Genomic DNA, 19,886 nt, shown 5'->3' with positions numbered 1-19,886 from the left:
ATTAAGTTTATTAAGATTTGTATGTCTATTGAAATTATAATTGACATTGATATTGCGATTGATACTTATTTGATTTGAGAAAATACAAAATACATTTCACTTGCAATTTGTAAACTTCTTTCTGCGTATTTTTCATTCATTAAAACCGTTCCGTCAAAAGCTTTTGGGTCGTCATATTTTATAGGAAATCTTGCTTCTGCACCAAAAACCATTGGGCAACCTTTGTCAGCATTATTACAAGTCATGATTGCTCCGAAATGGATTTTTGGATTAAAATCATCAAAATAGGCTTTTGAAAAACAAATGACCGGATGCTGATTCTCATCAAATTTTACGGCATATACTGGATTTTGCTCTTCGCTTATTTTCTGAATTTGAAATCCTTGATTGGTTAACGTCTCGGCAACTTTAGGAAACATTGCCGTAGCTTCAGTTCCGCCTGAATAACAAAATACATTTTTAATTCCGAAATGAAACGCCATTGTTTGTGCCCAAATTTGCGACAAATGACTTCTTCTAGAATTGTGTGTGCAAATGAAGTTCAATCTAATTTCTTCGTTACAATTCACTTTGTCTTGAATATAAACAATCAATGGGTTTAAAATTTCTTTTCGTTCCTTAGAAACATAAATTCCAGCAATAGATTCAAAGGTTTTTGATAATTTTTCTAGCATATTACTTCTTTTTAAAAGTACAAAAAATGAAATTTTGTGTGGTATTAAAAGGTGTTTGATGGTTTTCTTCAAAACAATTTATTTTGACAAAATCACTCCCGAAAATAGATTCAAATTTGGCTTCAGAATATTGTGTAATTTCTAATCCACTGCATTTTAAAGGTCCGTTTTCTGAAAAAGTTCCAAGAAATAAAAATCCATTTGAGACAATTGAATTAGAAACTAATTTTTTGTAAATAGAAATGTCATTTTCAGATGTTAAGAAATGAAAACTAGCTCTATCGTGCCAAACATCAAAAGTGGTTTCTGGATGAAAATCAAGAATATCGGAAACTATAAACGTTACTTTTTCAGACTTTGTTCCTAACCTATTTTTGATTCGTTCAATTGCATTTACTGAAATATCCAATAGAAATAAATTTTGATAACCCATTTCTAATAAATTATCAATCAAATAACTATCGCCACCACCAATGTCAATTATTTTAGCATCCTTTGGAATATTGTTTTTAGTGAAAAAATTAATTGATGTTTCCGGTTTTTGTTGGTACCAACTCACTTCAGTTTCTTGCTTTGTTGCAAAAACTTTATCCCAATGTTCTTTTTTATCTGACATATTTATACTTTAGTGAATGGGTTAACAACATCCCGAATCTGGAGTACAGCACGAAGTTTCTTTTGGCTTCCATTCGCCTATTTTGACTTTCAATTTTTCTGGTGGAATGCCACAATTGTCTTTGGCTAAGCAATCGGTTAGTTTTGATTTTAATTGGAAGGTTTTACCGTCAAAATCCAAACTGAATTTTCCTATAGTTGTTGCCATTTGATATTCGACTTCTATTTCTAAATCTGGAATTTGAAGCTTCTCTTCAGACAATTCAATTATGTGAAGCAATTTTTCAGGATGCAATCTGTGATTGTAATCGTTGGCCTCCCAAAGTTGGAAATTAGCTACCTCTTCTTTACGAACCACTCCACCGCAATCGATGAAATCTTTGGATATTTTTCCTACTTCGGTAATGTGAAAATGATTGGGAACCCATTCTCCATTTGGCAATTGAAAAGCAATTTGAGAAAGACTTTTTAGGTGATTTTTTATTTCTGATAGTCTCATAGTGAAAGTATTAAGATATGAGTATTAAGTAATAAGACTTTTGGAATTTATTTAACAACACTTATTCATTAATTTATGGCGAATCATTCCAAAATGATTTTCGATTTTATTTATGGTATTAGGATTTATACAGTAACAAATGGCTGTTCCTTCAATCGTACCTTTTATAATGTTGGCGTTTTTTAATGCTGCCAAATGTTGTGAAATGGTAGGTTGCGCTAAAGGTAGTTTGTTTACAATATCACCACAGATACAAGTCTCTACAGACAATAGATAATCAACAATTGCTATTCTAGCTGGATGCGAAAGTGCTTTAAACAAACTTGCCATTTCGTTATGTTCTTCTGAAAAAGACTCTGATTTTGATGCTCCCATAATTTAAATTAATTAATATATTGCAATATTACGATAAAACAATATTGCTAATCTATTTTTTTTGTTAAATTTATAAATAAAGTAGTTATTCCTTAATCCGAAATAATTTGCTATTTTTGGTACCTAAAAAATTATTAAAAATGGCATCAATAACATTAGGAGGAAATCCAATACACACAAGCGGTGAATTACCAAAAGTAGGTTCAAAAGCACCACAATTTGAATTAGTAAATACCGATTTAGGTACAACTTCTCTAGCTGACTTTGCTGGAAGTAAATTAGTATTAAATATTTTCCCTAGTGTTGGAACAGGCGTTTGTTCTGCATCAGTAAGACAATTTAACTCAAAAGCAAGTGAATTAGTAAACACTAAAGTACTATGTATTTCCCGCGATTTACCTTTTGCACAAAAGAGTTTTTGTGGTGCAGAAGGATTAGAAAATGTCATTAACCTATCCGATTTTAAAACAGGAAGCTTTGGCAAAGATTATGGCTTAGAAATACTTGATGGTCCTTTTGCTGGTTTACTTTCTAGAGTGGTTGTTGTATTAGATGAAAATGGCATTATAAAATATACCGAACAAGTTCCAGAAATAGCCACTGAACCTAACTACGAGACAGCATTAGCTGCTTTATAATAGAGAATGGAATTTCAAAAAGACAATACTTTCTTTACTGGAAGATTTAAAAGTATGGGATTTGCTCTGAAAGGTGCCATAAAGCTTGTTACAACTGAGCATAGTGTAATGGTGCAAACTTTCATTGGTATTTTAATGACACTTGCTGGTTTTTATTTTCATATTTCACATGAAGAATGGCTCATTCAAACGCTTGCTATTGGCTTAGTTCTTGGCGTTGAAGGATTAAACACTGCTGTTGAAAAAGTAGCCGATTTTATTCATCCGGAGTTTCATGAGAAAATAGGTTTTATAAAAGACATTGCCGCAGGAGCCGTATTCTTTGCTGCTATGACAGCTATAGCTGTTGGCTTAATTATCTATGTACCAAAATTTCTATAAAGCAAATAAAATTTTAGTTTTCTATTTTAATAAGTATGGCAAAAACAACCAAGACATCCACTGATAAAAAAATAGACAATACTGGCGAACAGAAAAAAAGCTGGAAAATAACCCGACAACAAAAAATGCTATTGGGTAGTTTGTTAGTGCTTTTTTCTATTGCATTGCTTGTTGCATTTATTTCATTTTTTATTCATGGCCAAGAAGATCAAAGTGCTGTTTTAGAACTAGGTAACAAAAACGAAACCGTAAACAACTGGTTAGGTAAATTTGGTGCAATTATAGCTGATATCTTTATTTACAGAGGTTTTGGATTGGCTTCCTTTTTATTTGTAAAATTATTTTTTCTTACTGGCGCATTCTTAGCATTAGATATTTCGTTATTGAAACTAAAAAATATTTGGTTTTGGGATTTATTTGTAATGATAATCCTTTCGGTTTTATGTAGTTTCTGCTTTAGTAATTTGCCAGAATTAGGGGGTACAATTGGTTATGAAATAAACCTACTTTCTCAAACTTATATAGGAAAAACAGGTACTTTATTAGTTTTATCTTTTGGAATAATCATCTATTTAATTTACAAGATAAAGGTATCGCCGGATGCCATTAAATCTTTCTTTGAAAGAAGTAAAAAAGAAATTTCTGACGACCTTAAAACTTCAAAAACACCAATTACCTCAAATGACTATAACCTTGAAGAATTTGCTGTAAATGAGGAGGAGGATGAGGAAATAGAAGAACCCGAATTAAAACCCATTTCGAAATTTGAAATTAACAAAGAAAGTTTAAAACCAACTATACAGCACGCTTCGGAAATACAATTAGAGCATTCAATCAAGAAAATCAGCACACCTACGCCAGAACTCATTCATACAAACGATGAGGCTTTTGTCATAGAAAAAGCTCAAGAAGAAGACATTATTGAAGAGAATTTAGCTTCCCGGTTAGTTGCCGATTTTGGACTGTTTGATCCAACTTTGGATTTATCCAATTACAAGTTTCCAACTTTAGACTTATTAAAAGAATATGCAACTGGAGGAATTACCATCAATCAAGAAGAATTAGAGGAAAATAAAAATAAAATTGTAGAAACACTTCGCAATTACAAAATTGAGATCGCGCAGATTAAAGCAACCGTTGGTCCATCAGTTACGTTGTATGAAATTGTTCCAGAAGCAGGAATTCGAATTTCAAAAATTAAAAGTTTAGAAGATGACATTGCATTATCACTATCGGCCTTAGGAATTCGTATCATTGCTCCTATTCCCGGAAAAGGAACAATTGGTATTGAAGTTCCTAACAAAAATCCTACGATGGTTTCGATGAAAAGTGTTATTGGTTCCGCTAAATTTCAGGAAGCCGAAATGGAATTGCCAATAGCTTTAGGAAAAACTATTTCTAACGAAACTTTTGTAGTCGATTTAGCTAAAATGCCCCACTTGTTGATGGCAGGTGCAACTGGTCAAGGAAAATCGGTTGGATTGAATGCGGTATTAACTTCTTTATTGTACAAAAAACATCCTGCAGAAGTAAAATTTGTTTTGGTCGACCCGAAGAAAGTAGAACTTACCTTATTTAATAAAATTGAAAGACATTATCTAGCAAAACTTCCAGATTCTGGAGATGCTATTATCACAGACAACACTAAGGTAATCAATACGTTAAACTCTTTATGTGTTGAAATGGACAATCGCTATTCTTTATTGAAAGATGCGATGGTTAGAAACATAAAAGAGTATAATGATAAATTCAAATCCCGAAAACTTAACCCTGAAAATGGCCACCGCTTTTTACCTTATATTGTTTTAGTTGTAGACGAGTTTGCCGATTTGATTATGACTGCGGGCAAAGAAGTAGAAACTCCAATCGCTCGATTGGCTCAGTTGGCTCGTGCTATCGGAATTCACTTAATTATTGCAACACAAAGACCATCGGTAAATGTAATTACAGGTTTAATAAAAGCCAATTTTCCCGCAAGAATAGCTTTTAGAGTAACTTCAAAAATTGATTCGAGAACTATTTTAGATACACAAGGTGCTGATCAGCTAATTGGTCGTGGTGATATGTTGTATACAAATGGAAACGATGTGGTACGGGTGCAATGTGCCTTTATAGACACTCCAGAAGTAGAAAAAATCACTGAATATATTGGTTCCCAAAAAGCCTATCCCGATGCTTATTTGCTCCCAGAATTTATTGGCGAAGAAAGTGGCATTAATCTTGATATGGATATTTCCGAAAGAGATTCATTGTTTAGAGAAGCCGCAGAAATAATTGTTACTTCTCAACAAGGTTCTGCATCATTGCTTCAAAGAAAATTAAAGTTGGGATACAACAGAGCGGGAAGATTGATAGATCAGTTAGAAGCCGCAGGAATTGTTGGCCCATTTGAAGGAAGTAAGGCAAGGAGCGTAAACATTTTAGACTTGAATTCTCTAGATCAGTTTTTTAACAATGAACAAAATAATTCATAACATGAAAAAATGTTTAGCTGTATTTGCACTACTAATTTTTAGTTTTTCAATTCAGGCACAAGAAAAAAAAGCAAAGGATCTTTTAGATCAGGTAACTGCAAAAATCAAAACTTATGACAACATAGTAATTGAATTTAAATACACTTTGAATAATAGTAAAGAAAACATCAATCAAGAAAGTAAAGGTAATGTTATCATGAAGGGCAATTTATTTGTTCTGAATTTAATGGGGGTTACAAAACTTTTTGATGGAAAAAAAACGTATACTATTAATCCTGAAGACGAGGAAATTAGCGTTACAAAATTTAATGAAAAAGATGATAATTCAGTAACACCCTCTAAAATGTTAACTTTTTTTAACTCAGGTTACAAATTTGTTTGGGATATTTTGCAGGACGTAAAAGGCAGAAAAATTCAGTACATTAAATTAATACCAATAAATGCTAAAGATGCCAGAAAAGAAATTCTTTTAGGAATCGATAATCAAACCAAAAACATTTACAATCTAATTGAAGTGGGGAAAAATGGAACCAAAACCATTTTAACTGTAAATTCTTTCAAAACCAATCAACCTTTGTCAAAAAATCAATTTACCTTTGAGGCGAGTAAATATCCAAAATACTACATCAATAAGTTAGATTAGTTTTAAGTGAAAATACTAGATAAATACATTCTAAAAACATTTGTGATTACATTTACCTCCGTATTTGTAATCCTTTTTTTTATATTCATTCTTCAAACAGTTTGGCTGTTTATTTCTGAACTTGCAGGTAAAGATTTAGACTTCATTTTGGTAATCAAATTCTTAATGTTTGCTATGCCAAGAATTATTCCACTAGTATTACCCCTTTCGGTTCTATTGGCTTCGATAATGTCATTTGGCGATTTTGCTGAGAATTATGAATTTGCTGCCATGAAATCAGCTGGTATTTCACTGCAAAGAACAATGAAATTTTTAACTTTTTTTATTCTAATTCTGAGTCTCGGTGCATTTATATTTGCTAATAATGTAATTCCGTATGCTGAATTTAAATTTATTAATTTCAGGAAAGACATCGCACAAATGAAACCCGCAATGGCAATAGCCGAGGGACAATTTAGTGATGTAGGAAGCTACAATATTAAAGTCGATAAAAAATCAGGGGAGAATGGCAATTTTCTTACCGGAATAACGATTCACAAAAAATCGAACAATTTTGATGGTAGCAAAAACGTAATTAAAGCCAAAAACGGAGAACTTATAAGTAACGAAAAATCTAATATTTTAAAGTTAGTACTTAATGATGGCTATTATTATGAAGATATCATTCCTAAAAAATATGAAGAGAGAAATAAAATTCCTTTTGCAAAAAGTTCTTTCAAAAAATACATCATCTATATAGATTTATCAAAATTAAATAACACTAATAACGAAGATTATACGATTTCAAACACCAATTCAATGCTTAATATAAGTGAATTAAAGTATACTATTGATTCACTTGAAAACAACCGAAAGAAAGATATTATTTCGTTTGTGGATAATTCGTATCAAAGAACGGTAACACAAGGTTCTCTTAGTTCAAACAAAGCGCTTAATGATAGCATCATTACTACTAAAATAAAAAATCCTGATTTACTTTCTAATTTTATTCCAAAAGAACAGTCGGAGATATTACAAATAGCCAATAACTCTATTATCAATACAAATTATACAATTGATTCTACAGAACAGGAACTCGAATCGAAAACAAAAGTAATTAACAGTCATTGGATTGCTTTATACGATAAATTTGTAATAGCATTTGCCTGTATTTTAATGTTTTTTATAGGCGCACCATTGGGTGCAATTATTAGAAAAGGAGGTTTGGGACTTCCAATCGTTTTTGCAGTGTTAATCTTTATAATTTATCACTTTGTTAATACCTTTGGAAAAAAAATAGCTCAAGAAGATGGACTCACGCCATTTCTTGGTTGTTGGATGGCCACTTTTATTTTAACCCCTATTGCGTGTTTATTAACCTATAGAGCAACCAATGATATCGGTTTTATAAATATGGACGTAGTGCTTCTGCCTTTTCAAAAATTATTTAAAAAAATATTTCCTTCACAAAATCAATAGCCCAAGATGCAAACTGAACAATTAATTCTAAATACAATTGAAGAAGCCATTGAAGATATTCGTCAAGGTAAAATAATAATTGTAGTAGATGATGAAGACCGTGAAAACGAAGGCGATTTCTTGGCTGCAGCCGAAAAAGTAACGCCAGAGATGATTAATTTTATGGCAACCCATGGTAGAGGTTTAATTTGTGCCCCATTAACCGAAAGTCGTTGCAAAGAACTAGAGTTGCGACCTATGGTTTCGAACAATACCGATCACATGGAAACTGCTTTTACCGTATCAGTTGATTTGAAAGGAAATGGAGTTACGACGGGCATCTCGGCATCAGACAGAGCCAAAACGATACTTTCTTTAATAGATTCTAATACAAAACCGTATCATTTAGCGCGTCCTGGACATATTTTCCCGCTTGTAGCTAAACAAGGAGGTGTACTGAGAAGAACGGGGCATACAGAGGCGGCTATTGATTTTGCCAGACTAGCAGGTTTTAAACCGGCAGGTGTTATTGTTGAAATTATGAACGAGGACGGAACTATGGCCCGATTGCCTCAACTGGTAGCTGTCGCTAAAAAGTTTAATTTAAAATTAGTCTCCATAGAAGATTTAGTGGCCTACAGAATGCAACATGATTCTTTGATTGTAAAGAAAGAAGATTTTGATGTAGAAACTCGATTTGGTATTTTTAGATTAAGAGCTTACGAGCAAACCACCAACAAACAAATTCATATTGCCTTAACAAAAGGCACTTGGAATTTAGGAGAACCTGTATTAACCCGAATCAATTCGACTCAAGTGAATAATGATTTGCTAGGAACGTTGACTAATAATGCTGAACAACAGTTAGATGACATGTTTAAAATCATTAATGAACAAGGACAGGGAGCAGTAATATTCATCAATCAAGACATGCAGTCTGTAAATTTACTAAGTAGGATTTCAGAACTTAAAACATTACAATCGGAAGGCGTTCTAAAAGCACCAAAAATTGTAATTGACAGCAAAGACTATGGTATAGGAGCTCAAATACTACATGATATTGATATTTCTAAAATACGATTAGTCTCTAATGCAACCCATACTAAAAGAGTTGGAATGATTGGATATGGATTGGAAATCACTGAATATGTGACTTATTAATTATAATTAATTTCTTTTCATTAGTGTAACCTATAGATAATGAAACTCTTAATTTGTAACTGCTAAAAATAAGTTCATTTTTATAAAAATAGTTTTTGCAAAACAAAAAAAGGTTCCTATATTTGCAACCGCATTGAGAAATTGATGTTTGACTTATTGGAGAAATGGCAGAGCGGTCGAATGCGGCAGTCTTGAAAACTGTTGACTGTAACAGGTCCGGGGGTTCGAATCCCTCTTTCTCCGCCAGTAGAAATACAAATTGAATTAAAACCCTTTAAATCGTATGATTTAAAGGGTTTTTTCGTTTACAACACCTTCAAATTATTCATTAATGCGTGAACCTAAAGGGATAAAATCGGTTACCCTAAACTATCCGAAATTAGGGTAACCGATTTTTATCTCTTGGCTAGTATTTACAAGGCTTCCGAACCAGTTCATTAACCAGTTCAAGAAGTGGTTCACTATCTGAACATCTTGTGATATAGTCTTTTTAGAATTAAATTTAATAATAACTAAAAGGTTACCACGATGAAAACAAAAGTATCTATTCTCTTTTACGCAAAGAGAGCCAAAGCCAGTGTAAACGGTTTAGTCCCTATTTACACCCGAATTACTATCAATGGAAAAAGAATTGAATTGAGTTCCAACCGATTTGTAGAAATGTCTAAATGGTCGATAGAAGCAGGCAAAATGAAAGGCAATTCAGAAGAAGCTCGTTCAATAAATAGCCATCTTGATATGTTGAGAATTCAAATTATAGATATGCAAATGGAATTAGTGCACAAGAAAATTCCAATAACAGCCGAAACTCTCAAAAGTAAAATACTAGGAGTTGATGAAAAAGCAAGAATGCTAATCCCAATCTTCCAAGACCATAATAACAAAATTAAAGAATTGGTTGGCAAAGAATATGCACCTGGAACATTAGAGCGGTACAAAACTTCGTTGAGCCATACGGTAGAGTTCTTGCAATGGAAATACAAAGTTTCCGATATTGAGATAAACAAAATAGATCACGCTTTTGTAACCGATTATGAATTTTGGTTAAGAAGCGTTCGTAACTGTGCCAATAACACAGCCGTTAAATATATCAAGAACTTCAGCAAAATAATTAAACTTTGTCTGGCCAATGACTGGCTTGAAAAAAATCCGTTTGCAAATTATAAATCGAAAGTTAAAGAAGTCGAACGAGTTTATTTATCTGAAGAAGAAATTCAAAACATCATCAACAAAGATTTCAAAACAGAACGGTTATCATTAGTTCGCGATATATTCCTTTTTAGCTGCTTTACTGGTTTGGCATATATTGATGTCAAAAACCTAACAAAGTCGCATATAAGCATCGGAATTGATGGCGAGAAATGGATTTTTACTCACAGACAGAAAACCGAAACGGCTTCTAAAATTCCAATCCTTCCCGTAACGCAAATGATTATTGATAAATACGCTAACCATCCTAAAAGTAATAATGAAGACAGACTACTTCCAATATTGACAAATCAAAAAATGAATGCCTATCTCAAAGAAATAGCTGGCGTTTGCGAGATCGAAAAAGAATTAACCTTTCATATAGCCCGACACACTTTTGCAACGACCGTAACACTTACAAATGGCGTTCCAATAGAAAGTGTTAGCAAAATGCTAGGTCACAAAAATTTGAGAACTACCCAACATTACGCAAAGGTTCTCGATAAAAAAGTAAGTGAGGATATGAAAATTTTAAGAGATCGATTAGTTTTTAATACTGCCAAAGCAATTTAATTAATGATTTTCGATTCCAAAATCTTTCATCAGATCTAAACCATAATTTCTTAAAGCATCAATTATTGCTATTGATTTTATTCCTCTTTCTGTAATATTATATTCAACTCTAGGAGGTACTTCTGGAAATATTTCTTTGGTTATAAAACCATCTTCTATTAATTCCTTTAAAGCCTTTGACAACATCCTATCCGATGCGTGTGAAATGCTTCTTTGCAATTCACTAAAACGCCATTTTTTATCCTTTAATCTCCATAAAATAGGCATTTTATAGGTGCCTCCTATTTTGCTTATAGCAAATTCAACTGGATTATGAAATTGATGGTTGTCCTTTACGAAATCTGGCATACTTACATTTTTGTTAGTTACTTACAAAGATACGCAGTTGTTGTAAATAAACAATTACTGAAATAACTTTGTGTAAGAAATTTAAAAAATGACAAGACGATTGTCACAATTTATGGCTATTCCTCTAATTGGAAATGCTCAACAAATAAAAATAACATTAATAAAATCACAAAAATGGAAAAAGTAAAAGAAATCAACAATTATGTGCATTTTCATGGTGCTCCTTTAAAAGGTAAAATTTTAATGGTGGCAAGTTCACCAAGTGTATCAAAACAAACAGGTTGGCCTATTGGCTTTTGGGCTGCTGAATTAACACATCCTTTAAGAGTTTTTCAAGAAGCTGGTTATGAAGTAGAATTGGTTTCTACCGAAGGTGGAAAATTAATAATGGACGGGTATTCGAACCCAACCGATGCAAGTGGTTACTCGGCTAACGATGTAATATCTTTAGGGTATATGCAACAAAAATCGTTTGACGATATGTTGGCTAACACAAAGAAATTAACGGAAGTTGATGCTAAAAATTATGATGCTATTTTCTTGGTAGGTGGACAAGGTCCAATGTACACATTCAAAGGCAACAAAGATTTAGAAAAATTATTTGGAGCTTTTTATGATGCAGGTAAACCTAGTGCTGCAGTTTGTCATTCTACTACTTTATTACTAGATGCAAAGAAATCAAATGGCGAATTATTGGTAAAAGGAAAAACTTGGACAGGTTTTGCTAATGCAGAAGAAGATTTTGCAGATCAAGCAGTAGGAATGAAAATTCAGCCATACAGAATTGAAGAAGAAGCTAAAAAAATAGAAGGAACAAGTTTCAAAGTAGCAGCTCCATTTAGTTCTTACGCTATTGCAGATGGTAATTTAATAACCGGACAACAACAAAATTCTGGAGCAGCAGCAGCAGAATTAGTTGTTGAACTTTTAAAATCATCAAAATAATTTAAAAATAAAAAAAATGAAAAAAATATTGATCTTTATTTTTGCAGTATCTACTGCATTAACATCAAGTAAATTATTTGCACAGCACAATGCTGGAAATAATGGCAAAATATTACTAATTGCTTCAAACCCATCTACCAATAAACAAACTGGATGGCCTATTGGTGTTTGGGCGGCTGAAGTAATTCATCCATACTGGGAATTTATGACAGCAGGATACTCTATTGATATTGCAAGTCCTGATGGTGGAGAAATTAAAATTGATGGATTTAGTGATCCTGAAGATGCAAGTAAATATGCTGCATGGGATTACCTATCATTAGGATTCTTGAAAGATGCTTCAAAATCAGCATTGCTTAAAAATACAATAAAATTATCTGCGGTTAACCCAAACGATTATAAAGCGGTTTTAGTTTGTGGAGGTCAAGGACCAATGTACACCTTTATAGATAATAAGGAATTACATAAATTCTTTGCAGATTTTTACCAAACTGGAAAACCAACTGGAGCAATTTGCCACGGGACTTGCATACTATTAAAAACAAAACTACCAAATGACAAATATTTAGTAGAAGGTAAAAAATGGACTGGTTTTGCTAATACAGAAGAAAATTATGCAGATGCATATGTAGGACAAAAAATACAACCATTTAGAATACAAGATGAGGCTTCAAAAATGCCAAATAACAAATTTGAAGTTGCTCCTATGTTTGAGGCTCATGCAGTTCAAGACGGAAATTTAATTACTGGTCAACAACAAAATTCGGGTTCAGAGGCAGCAAAATTAATTATTGAACAATTAGAAAAAGATAAATCTCGTTACCCTACTTATGTTCTAGTACATGGTGCGTGGGCTGATGAAAGTGCATGGGGTTTTGTTAGAAACAATTTAGCAAAAAAAGCAAATGTAGTTGTAGTAAATCTTCCTGCACACGGAGCAGATAATACTTATGGAGTTGGAGTTGGTTTAAATGATTATGTAAAAACAGTTACAAATGTAATTAATGCTCAAAAAGGAAAGGTAATTTTAGTTGGTCACAGTATGGCAGGCGTTGTCATATCACAAGTAGCTGAAAACATTCCAAATAAAATTGACAAGCTAATATATGTATCAGCTTATCTTCCAAAAAATGGTGAAAATGTATCTGGTATTACAAATAAATTTCTGAACAACAAACCAATTGAGGTTTTTGAATTTAATAAAGACTATTCATTAGTAAGCATTAAAAAAGATGCAATTGCTACTGTAGTTTGTGCAGATTGCCCAGATTATATGAAAGATGTGTTAGTAAAATATCATAGAGCCGAACCAACAAAAGGATTAAATGATAATGTAAAACTAACAATAAAATTTGCAGGAATTCCTAAATATTATATTTCTACAAAAAATGATTACGCAGTTCCTTACCTATTGCAACAACAAATGATTAAGGACAATGGAACCGTAAAAAAAGTTTTTGAAATGAATACTTCGCATTTACCTTTTGTGGTTAAACCAGCGGAATTTGTAGATATACTAACAAGTATTAAATAATCAAAACAATTAAGACAGAGCTTGATAATCAAACTCTGTCTTAATTAAAATAACATAATGTTAAAATATATTTGTGATAAAGAAAACTGACCTATTAAATTAGGATTACCCATTAAAAGTTAAATAAAATGAGAAAATTAATAACTATATTTTTTTTATTATCAGTTTTCTTGGTTAAAGCCCAAATTAACGAAAGCGATACTGAAAAATTTCAAATCCGAACAAGTTTTACTGGTAATTTTCAGAAGGGAAACGTTGAGATATTAACTTTAAAAAGCAAATTAGAATTTACATTAGTTCCGGTAAAAAACTGGGTTTTTAAATCTCAAAATTCAGGATTATATCAAGAATTTTCAGAAAATAAAGCTGACAATGATATTTTTAGCAGAAATTATTTGTATTTCAAACCCAACAAAAAACTATATCCGTTTATTATCAGTTATTTATCTGGCAATTTTCGTAGAAAAATAGATAGTAGATATTTTATAGGAGCAGGTCTAACGTATCAAATCATAAATAATAATAAAAACGTTTTGAAATTTTCAGCTAGTACGATTTATGAAAATACGCAATACAAAACAACATCTTATAACTTTGAAGAGTATAATGATAATGATCGTATTAGTTTATGGAGAGGGACAGTGTATTTAGGAGGATGGAATTACATATTAGAAAAAAAGATTAGAGTTTACTATGATGCTTTTTACCAACCCGCTTTCAACAACAATAATAATTATAGAACTCAAGCTGATATGGGGTTTGATTTTCCGTTGTGGAAAGGATTGTCATTTAATACGCTTTACACCATCAGTCACGAAAATGTGACACCCATAAAAATTAAAAAAGACGACAAAATCCTAACTTTTGGTTTTGCCTATAACTTTAAATCAACAAGTAAAAACAAATGAAAATGAATAACGCAATACTATTTATAATTCTAGCAATTTCTGCTGGTGCAATGATACCTTTTCAAAGCGCTATGAATACTGCATTAGGTAAAAACCTCCAAAGTCCATATTTTTCAGCTTTATCGGTTTTTCTTATAGCGTTTCTGGGGCTTGTAATTTATATAATTATTACAAAGCAAACTATACCTTCATATATTCAGTTTACATCTGCGCCAAAATGGAGTTATTTAGGAGGAATTTTAGGAGGCACTTACATTTTGCTTATAGTTTTGTTGGCTCCCAAGCTAGGCATTGGCAATGTTACTGTCCTAGTACTTCTTGGGCAAGTTTTAGCAGCAATGATTATAGATCAATTTGGCTTATTTGGAGCACCAATCCACACAATTAACTGGCAACGTCTTATAGGCATACTATTATTGTGCACAGGAGTTTATTTAATCAAGAAATTTTAAGAAATAAAATAATTTTTGAATGAAGACTATAATTATAACAGGAGGAACTTCAGGTATCGGACTAGAATTAGTTAAATATTTTGCTATTAATAACTATGAAGTAATTTTTACAGGAAGAAATATAGAAGTTGCAAATAGTATAATAAGTAATCTTTCAAACTATAAACTTACTTTTTTTCAGACTGATTTTGCTTCATTTGAAAGTATTGATAATTCCATTAAGCAAATTAAAAGTCAATTTAAATCAATTGATATTTTAATTAACAATGCAGGAGTTTGGGAAATGGAATTTAAAGAAACTTCAAACGGTATAGAAGTGAATTTTGGGGTAAATCATCTTGCAACAATGCTTTTTACTTTAAAAATTTCACCAATTTTAAATCCATTAACTGGTAGAATAATTAATACTTCATCTGGTGCACACAGAAGAAATATAATTGATTTAGATGATATTGAATGGAGAAAGAAAGATTATGATGGTATTGCAACCTATTCTCAATCCAAACTTTGCAATATATTATTCACACGTCGATTATCTAAAGAGGTTTCAAATACAAATATTTTAGTAAATACCGTTCACCCAGGATATGTAAAGACAAAGTTATTCAATAATATGCAGGATCGAAATTGGGATAATATACCTGACGCTTTTCAAGGTGCTAGAAGTGCAATATTTGCAGCAACCGACACAAAAATTGTAACACATTCAAATTTATACATTTATCAGGAACAAATTGATCCAAATATTACTGCGATTGCTCAAGATGATAATCTAGCTGATTTGGTATGGGATTTAAGTAAAACATACTTGAATAAATACTTATAATTTTAATACAAATGAATTCAAAACTTCATACATATCGATTTGAATTATTGTTAATTGCATTAACACTTTTGTTATTTGATAAAGCTTTCATACCAAATCATCAGTTTTTCACTAAAGTAGTTTGGCCATTCAATATGATTATTTTAGGAATTACATCTTTTGGAATTTTTAATGAAAGAGTTGAAATCATTAAAATAGCAAAAAATATTTTGTTCTTATTTAGTATTATTATACCACTTATTTTTGAATTTATAGTTCAATCTTCAATGTTAACGCAATTATCATTTTGGATATATATAATATATTATTGCTTTATTTTTATCGAAATTTTGAGGCAAATTTTCGAGAAAAGTGAGTCTAGTATAAGCGTTATTTTTGGGTCAGTATCTGGCTACCTTCTTTTAATAGTAATTGCTCAATTTTCATTTTTATTAATTGAATTTAATTATCCAAATTCATTTTCAGGGTTGCAAAAATTTGGCATTCCATCAATCTATAATCAACTTTCATATTTTAGTATGACAAGTATTACAACTGTTGGTTATGGAGACATCGCACCACTAACAGATACATCAAGATTAATTACTATGTTTTTTACTATCATTGGGCAATTCTATTTAGTGGCATTAGTTGGTATTATTATTTCACGTTTCACATTTAAAAGTCAAGAATAAATTAAAGATTAAAAAAAAATAAAATGAAAAAACTAATTACAATTATAGGAGCAGGACCTGGAATAAGTCAAGGTGTTGCTGAAAAGTTTGGTAAAGAAAATTTCAAGATTGTACTCATTTCGAGAACAGAAAGCAAATTACAAGAGCAAGTTATGGAATTGGCTAAAAATGGAATAGATGCTACTTATGCTGTTGCAGATGTAGCTAATCAAGATAGCTTGAAAAGTGCACTACTATCCATCAAAGAAAAAGAAGGTCATGCAGAAGTTATTTTATACAATGCCGCAGCATTTTCTGGAATGGATATTTTAGACCAAAAATGGGAAACTATTAGAGAACAAATGGACATTAATGTGGGTGGTTATTTTAATCTAATGAAAATGGTTTTGCCTTTCTGTATCAAAGAAAATAAAGGTAAACTTTTTGTTACCAATGGAGGTTTCGCTTTGAGTGGAGACGATCAATTAACATCATTGAGTGTTGGAAAAGCAGCTTTAAGAAATTTAGTTCAAGCATTTCAGAAAAAAGCAACTGGAACTAATGTTCATATTGCTCAATTGACCGTTTGTGGTTTTGTGAATCCCAACGATGAAAAGTATAGTCCAAAAGCAATAGCAGAACAATATTGGAAATTATACAATCAAAATAATGAAAATCAAGAAAATGAAATTATTTATTAATCCAAAATTAGTATAGAAATGAAACTAGCATTTATAGGAATAGGAAATGTAGGATTTGCTATAGCAAATAATCTACAAAAAAAAGGTCATGATATTATAGTTGCTTCTAATAGCGAAAACTCTCAAAGCGTTCAAAAAGCATTAAAGGAAAACAGTAATTTTTTGGTAATGAATATTCAAAGTGCTATTGATGAGGCAGAAATTGTTTTTTTAGCGACTCCATTTCAAGCAAACGAATCTATATTAAAATCAGTAAATTTCAATGACAAAATACTAGTTGATTGTACAAATCCTGTGGGAATGGGAATTTCTCATGGTTTAAAAAGTGAAATCTCTGGAAGTGAAAAAGTACAAGAATGGGCACCTGAAGCAAATGTAGTAAAAGCATTTACCATATATGGTTTTGAAAATTTTATAGACAGTAATTATCCTAATTATAACGTTAAACCAATAATGTTGATAGCAGGAAATAATATAGAAGCTAAATCATTAGTACAAAAGATTAATTCAGACATGGGTTTTGATACATTAGATACTGGTAATCTCGATCAAGCATTACATTTAGAACACATGACTTTACTCTGGGTAAAAATCGCCAGAAGAGATGGACATCATCCAAATTTTGTTTGGGCGATGTTGGAAAAATAATTTTCAAATAAAAATAAAATGAAACCCATTATTGGGTTTTGTTTTTTTAGTAAAATAGATTCTATAATTTACCTACTAATATAAAATTGAACCCAAAAATAAACAACCTACTTTCTGACCTCAATGAACAACTTAATTTTATAGATTTAGAAATAGATAATCCTATAAAAAAATGTGAAAAAGCAATTGAAATCAGTATAAAAGCATTCGATAATTTAAAAAAATTGATGCTAAAATTAGGTTTTAAATCGAATGAGGAGGAAATTCATTTTTTTAAAGAAATTAAACCCCAATTCCTTTCAAAATTTATTTATTATAATTCAGTTTACAAGATTGAAACCAGAAAACCTTATGGTGGAGACAGAATTGTTAAAAAATATTATCAAACCGAATTAATAAAACTCAAACGGTTTTTTGATAATAATTTAGAATTTTACAAGTATTACAGAACAGGAAGTATGTATCTTGATGTTAATTATTTTCTTCGTGGAAAAATTGATATCAAAATGGTTTTAGATAGCTATTATATCGAGACCGACAGAACTTTTTCAACTTCTCACGATTATATTGTAGCTAGAATTATTGCCAATGATTTAATCGAATTATACTTGGAAGACAAACTTTTGAATATGAATAATAGAGATCAAAAAGAAAAATCACAAGTCAATCACAAGGTAAAGCAAGTTTGGACTGGATCTAAAGTCGCATTAATAGAGCTTTTATACGCCTTACATTCAGAGGGTGTGTTCAATAATGGAGCATCAGATTTAAAGGAAATTGCCGAATACTTCGAGAGTGTGTTTGACATAGATTTGGGGCAGTATCACAGGGCTTTCCTTGAAATTAGGGTAAGAAAAGCGGAGCCTACCAAATTTCTAAATAGCCTTAAAGAAAAGTTAATAAAACGAATGGAAAACACTGACGAACTACTTTAGGTTAGTATTTAAAGTACTTTACATAAAAATCTATCACAACTTGTGATTGACTTGTGATTTAAAACCAATCAAAACCCACAATTTTGTGCCATAACAATTTAAAACGGCACATTATGGCAATCGAAGTTATCACTCGCGAAGATTTGAACGAATTCCGTACACTTCTCCTTTCAGATTTAAACGCAATGTTTAATTCAAAACCACAGCAACAAAAACAATGGCTCAAATCTACCGAAGTCAGAAAGCTGTTAAACATTTCTCCAGGTACTTTGCAAAATTTACGCATCAATGGCGTGTTATCATACACCAAAGTCGGCGGAATAATTTTCTATGCTTATGCCGATTTGCAAAAAGTTTTAGAAACCAACAAAGTCGAAGCAACTCCCAATTTGTTCAATCCTAAATGGTTGGTACGATGAATTATATCAAACACCTAACAGGATTTTTCAATCGAATATCTAATGAAGAATCACTAAATCCAACACACATAAGTTTGTATTTAACGCTATTTCAATGTTGGAATGTCAATCGATTCAAAAATCCAATCACAATTTCGAGAGACGAAATGATGAAAGGAAGCAAAATTGCATCAAAAGCGACCTATCACAAGTGCATTAAAGAATTGCAACGGTTAAAGTTTTTAGATTATTTCCCATCATATAATCCGTATTCCGGAACAGAAGTTTTTATGATAAATTTTTCAGAAGGAAATAATTTTAGTCCAAATAGTTCAGATACAACCAGTTCAAATAATGAACAAACCACACCAATTTTTGAACAAACCGAGCCAAAAAATGAACACGTTAATGGTCAGGTTGCTGAACAGGTTAATGAACCGCCTTATATATATAATAATAAACAAACACTTAAAAACATTAAAAACATAGATATAGACACTAATTTTCAAAATTTTGATGATAATCTGTTTTTAAAAAACGAAAATAAAAAAGAAGAAAAGAGTTCCGCAAAAAAAGAAGAAAAATTTATATCTCCAGCAATTGATTTAGTCAAAGAATATTTCAAGTTTCAGAATTTCACCGAATTTGAAGCAGAACGATTTTTCAATTATTACTCCAGCATCGGTTGGCTGATTGGTGGAAAAACCAAAATGAAAGATTGGCAAGCAGCAGCACGAAACTGGATGTTGAATACTCCGAAATTTTCGGTCAATTTACCAAATCCATCAACACAAAAAGCAAATCCGCAACCAAGAGCCTACAACCTCAACACAACCATTGACAAAAATTATGCAGAGCCATTGTAAAATGAAAATCACAA

The 19,886-nt window shown here is 31.5% G+C and carries 23 protein-coding genes and 1 tRNA gene; 19 read left to right on the top strand and 5 right to left on the bottom strand.

Going from position 1 to position 19,886, the window contains the following annotated elements; all coding sequences use genetic code 11:
• Positions 1 to 65: 65 nt before the first annotated feature.
• The 4 genes from F6464_RS01765 to F6464_RS01750 are packed head-to-tail and all read right to left on the bottom strand — an operon-like array spanning position 66 to position 2,163.
• Entirely contained in the window at positions 66 to 674 is a 609-nt protein-coding gene (locus F6464_RS01765; protein ID WP_151106030.1) for an arsenate-mycothiol transferase ArsC, read from the bottom strand.
• A gap of 1 nt (position 675) precedes the next feature.
• Positions 676 to 1,290, bottom strand: a complete 615-nt coding sequence (locus F6464_RS01760; RefSeq protein WP_151106029.1) for a class I SAM-dependent methyltransferase — start codon at positions 1,288 to 1,290, stop codon at positions 676 to 678.
• Positions 1,291 to 1,311: 21 nt separating this feature from the next.
• Positions 1,312 to 1,788 (bottom strand): DUF6428 family protein, encoded by a 477-nt coding sequence (locus tag F6464_RS01755; protein WP_151106028.1) that lies wholly within the window; start codon positions 1,786 to 1,788, stop codon positions 1,312 to 1,314.
• A 51-nt stretch (positions 1,789 to 1,839) separates the two neighbouring features.
• Entirely contained in the window at positions 1,840 to 2,163 is a 324-nt protein-coding gene (locus F6464_RS01750; protein WP_151106027.1) for an ArsR/SmtB family transcription factor, read from the bottom strand.
• Between the two features lie 140 nt (positions 2,164 to 2,303).
• Here F6464_RS01750 and tpx point away from each other — a divergent pair, with 140 nt between their 5' ends.
• From tpx to F6464_RS01710, 8 genes are all read left to right on the top strand, one after another.
• Positions 2,304 to 2,801 (top strand): thiol peroxidase, encoded by a 498-nt coding sequence (gene tpx, locus F6464_RS01745; RefSeq protein WP_151106026.1) that lies wholly within the window; start codon positions 2,304 to 2,306, stop codon positions 2,799 to 2,801.
• A gap of 6 nt (positions 2,802 to 2,807) precedes the next feature.
• Positions 2,808 to 3,182 carry a diacylglycerol kinase gene (locus F6464_RS01740; RefSeq protein ID WP_151106025.1) on the top strand — a complete coding sequence of 125 codons (375 nt, stop codon included), beginning with the start codon at positions 2,808 to 2,810 and terminating at the stop codon, positions 3,180 to 3,182.
• A 35-nt stretch (positions 3,183 to 3,217) separates the two neighbouring features.
• Complete coding sequence (locus F6464_RS01735) at positions 3,218 to 5,656, top strand: DNA translocase FtsK (protein ID WP_151106024.1); 2,439 nt, start codon at positions 3,218 to 3,220, stop codon at positions 5,654 to 5,656.
• A 1-nt stretch (position 5,657) separates the two neighbouring features.
• Positions 5,658 to 6,299: a LolA family protein gene (locus F6464_RS01730; RefSeq protein ID WP_151106023.1), complete on the top strand. Its 642-nt coding sequence runs from the start codon at positions 5,658 to 5,660 to the stop codon at positions 6,297 to 6,299.
• A 6-nt stretch (positions 6,300 to 6,305) separates the two neighbouring features.
• Complete coding sequence (locus F6464_RS01725) at positions 6,306 to 7,757, top strand: LptF/LptG family permease (RefSeq protein ID WP_151106022.1); 1,452 nt, start codon at positions 6,306 to 6,308, stop codon at positions 7,755 to 7,757.
• A gap of 6 nt (positions 7,758 to 7,763) precedes the next feature.
• Positions 7,764 to 8,897: a 3,4-dihydroxy-2-butanone-4-phosphate synthase gene (gene ribB / locus F6464_RS01720; protein WP_151106021.1), complete on the top strand. Its 1,134-nt coding sequence runs from the start codon at positions 7,764 to 7,766 to the stop codon at positions 8,895 to 8,897.
• A 158-nt stretch (positions 8,898 to 9,055) separates the two neighbouring features.
• A tRNA-Ser gene (locus F6464_RS01715) sits at positions 9,056 to 9,143 on the top strand.
• A 282-nt stretch (positions 9,144 to 9,425) separates the two neighbouring features.
• Positions 9,426 to 10,658 (top strand): site-specific integrase, encoded by a 1,233-nt coding sequence (locus tag F6464_RS01710; RefSeq protein WP_151106020.1) that lies wholly within the window; start codon positions 9,426 to 9,428, stop codon positions 10,656 to 10,658.
• On the opposite strand, the gene F6464_RS01705 is transcribed toward F6464_RS01710, so the two are convergent.
• Positions 10,659 to 11,006 (bottom strand): winged helix-turn-helix transcriptional regulator, encoded by a 348-nt coding sequence (locus F6464_RS01705; RefSeq protein ID WP_151106019.1) that lies wholly within the window; start codon positions 11,004 to 11,006, stop codon positions 10,659 to 10,661. It lies immediately after the preceding gene.
• Between the two features lie 174 nt (positions 11,007 to 11,180).
• Between F6464_RS01705 and F6464_RS01700 the strand changes: the two genes are divergently transcribed.
• From F6464_RS01700 to F6464_RS01650, 11 genes are all read left to right on the top strand, one after another.
• Positions 11,181 to 11,951 (top strand): type 1 glutamine amidotransferase domain-containing protein, encoded by a 771-nt coding sequence (locus F6464_RS01700; RefSeq protein WP_151106018.1) that lies wholly within the window; start codon positions 11,181 to 11,183, stop codon positions 11,949 to 11,951.
• Between the two features lie 16 nt (positions 11,952 to 11,967).
• On the top strand, positions 11,968 to 13,485 hold the full coding sequence (locus tag F6464_RS01695; protein ID WP_151106017.1) for an alpha/beta fold hydrolase: 1,518 nt from the start codon (positions 11,968 to 11,970) through the stop codon (positions 13,483 to 13,485).
• Between the two features lie 128 nt (positions 13,486 to 13,613).
• The gene (locus tag F6464_RS01690; RefSeq protein ID WP_225318015.1) at positions 13,614 to 14,393 is read left to right on the top strand and encodes a DUF481 domain-containing protein; all 780 of its coding nucleotides are present in this window, start codon (positions 13,614 to 13,616) and stop codon (positions 14,391 to 14,393) included.
• Positions 14,394 to 14,395: 2 nt separating this feature from the next.
• Positions 14,396 to 14,845, top strand: coding sequence for a DMT family transporter (locus F6464_RS01685; RefSeq protein WP_191963307.1), 450 nt, complete (start codon positions 14,396 to 14,398; stop codon positions 14,843 to 14,845).
• Positions 14,846 to 14,864: 19 nt separating this feature from the next.
• A complete protein-coding gene (locus tag F6464_RS01680) occupies positions 14,865 to 15,671 on the top strand; it encodes an SDR family NAD(P)-dependent oxidoreductase (RefSeq protein ID WP_151106015.1) in 807 nt (268 codons plus the stop codon).
• Between the two features lie 11 nt (positions 15,672 to 15,682).
• Entirely contained in the window at positions 15,683 to 16,345 is a 663-nt protein-coding gene (locus tag F6464_RS01675) for a potassium channel family protein (protein WP_151106014.1), read from the top strand.
• A 23-nt stretch (positions 16,346 to 16,368) separates the two neighbouring features.
• Positions 16,369 to 17,025 (top strand): SDR family NAD(P)-dependent oxidoreductase, encoded by a 657-nt coding sequence (locus F6464_RS01670; protein WP_151106013.1) that lies wholly within the window; start codon positions 16,369 to 16,371, stop codon positions 17,023 to 17,025.
• A gap of 18 nt (positions 17,026 to 17,043) precedes the next feature.
• On the top strand, positions 17,044 to 17,673 hold the full coding sequence (locus F6464_RS01665) for an NADPH-dependent F420 reductase (protein ID WP_151106012.1): 630 nt from the start codon (positions 17,044 to 17,046) through the stop codon (positions 17,671 to 17,673).
• Between the two features lie 86 nt (positions 17,674 to 17,759).
• On the top strand, positions 17,760 to 18,608 hold the full coding sequence (locus tag F6464_RS01660) for an RteC domain-containing protein (protein WP_151106011.1): 849 nt from the start codon (positions 17,760 to 17,762) through the stop codon (positions 18,606 to 18,608).
• A gap of 113 nt (positions 18,609 to 18,721) precedes the next feature.
• A complete protein-coding gene (locus F6464_RS01655) occupies positions 18,722 to 19,027 on the top strand; it encodes a helix-turn-helix domain-containing protein (protein ID WP_151106010.1) in 306 nt (101 codons plus the stop codon).
• Positions 19,024 to 19,872 (top strand): transcriptional regulator, encoded by an 849-nt coding sequence (locus F6464_RS01650; protein ID WP_151106009.1) that lies wholly within the window; start codon positions 19,024 to 19,026, stop codon positions 19,870 to 19,872. The genes F6464_RS01655 and F6464_RS01650 overlap by 4 nt, the downstream gene beginning before the upstream one ends.
• Positions 19,873 to 19,886: the final 14 nt, after the last annotated feature.

Origin of the sequence: Flavobacterium luteum, assembly GCF_008806775.1 — a bacterium.
GTDB classification, from domain to species: domain Bacteria; phylum Bacteroidota; class Bacteroidia; order Flavobacteriales; family Flavobacteriaceae; genus Flavobacterium; species Flavobacterium luteum.
Note: the sequence above shows the minus strand (reverse complement) of the source record. Positions and strands in the feature narration are given on the sequence as shown.

Coding starts and splice junctions, on each gene's coding strand:
- F6464_RS01760 (WP_151106029.1), bottom strand. CDS start 1,290: ATGTCAGATAAAAAAGAACATTGGGATAAAGTTTTTGCAACAAAGCAA.
- F6464_RS01680 (WP_151106015.1), top strand. CDS start 14,865: ATGAAGACTATAATTATAACAGGAGGAACTTCAGGTATCGGACTAGAA.
- F6464_RS01755 (WP_151106028.1), bottom strand. CDS start 1,788: ATGAGACTATCAGAAATAAAAAATCACCTAAAAAGTCTTTCTCAAATT.
- F6464_RS01685 (WP_191963307.1), top strand. CDS start 14,396: ATGAATAACGCAATACTATTTATAATTCTAGCAATTTCTGCTGGTGCA.
- F6464_RS01735 (WP_151106024.1), top strand. CDS start 3,218: ATGGCAAAAACAACCAAGACATCCACTGATAAAAAAATAGACAATACT.
- F6464_RS01690 (WP_225318015.1), top strand. CDS start 13,614: ATGAGAAAATTAATAACTATATTTTTTTTATTATCAGTTTTCTTGGTT.
- ribB (WP_151106021.1), top strand. CDS start 7,764: ATGCAAACTGAACAATTAATTCTAAATACAATTGAAGAAGCCATTGAA.
- F6464_RS01695 (WP_151106017.1), top strand. CDS start 11,968: ATGAAAAAAATATTGATCTTTATTTTTGCAGTATCTACTGCATTAACA.
- F6464_RS01700 (WP_151106018.1), top strand. CDS start 11,181: ATGGAAAAAGTAAAAGAAATCAACAATTATGTGCATTTTCATGGTGCT.
- F6464_RS01655 (WP_151106010.1), top strand. CDS start 18,722: ATGGCAATCGAAGTTATCACTCGCGAAGATTTGAACGAATTCCGTACA.
- F6464_RS01765 (WP_151106030.1), bottom strand. CDS start 674: ATGCTAGAAAAATTATCAAAAACCTTTGAATCTATTGCTGGAATTTAT.
- F6464_RS01705 (WP_151106019.1), bottom strand. CDS start 11,006: ATGCCAGATTTCGTAAAGGACAACCATCAATTTCATAATCCAGTTGAA.
- F6464_RS01670 (WP_151106013.1), top strand. CDS start 16,369: ATGAAAAAACTAATTACAATTATAGGAGCAGGACCTGGAATAAGTCAA.
- F6464_RS01675 (WP_151106014.1), top strand. CDS start 15,683: ATGAATTCAAAACTTCATACATATCGATTTGAATTATTGTTAATTGCA.
- F6464_RS01730 (WP_151106023.1), top strand. CDS start 5,658: ATGAAAAAATGTTTAGCTGTATTTGCACTACTAATTTTTAGTTTTTCA.
- F6464_RS01740 (WP_151106025.1), top strand. CDS start 2,808: ATGGAATTTCAAAAAGACAATACTTTCTTTACTGGAAGATTTAAAAGT.
- F6464_RS01650 (WP_151106009.1), top strand. CDS start 19,024: ATGAATTATATCAAACACCTAACAGGATTTTTCAATCGAATATCTAAT.
- F6464_RS01665 (WP_151106012.1), top strand. CDS start 17,044: ATGAAACTAGCATTTATAGGAATAGGAAATGTAGGATTTGCTATAGCA.
- tpx (WP_151106026.1), top strand. CDS start 2,304: ATGGCATCAATAACATTAGGAGGAAATCCAATACACACAAGCGGTGAA.
- F6464_RS01710 (WP_151106020.1), top strand. CDS start 9,426: ATGAAAACAAAAGTATCTATTCTCTTTTACGCAAAGAGAGCCAAAGCC.
- F6464_RS01750 (WP_151106027.1), bottom strand. CDS start 2,163: ATGGGAGCATCAAAATCAGAGTCTTTTTCAGAAGAACATAACGAAATG.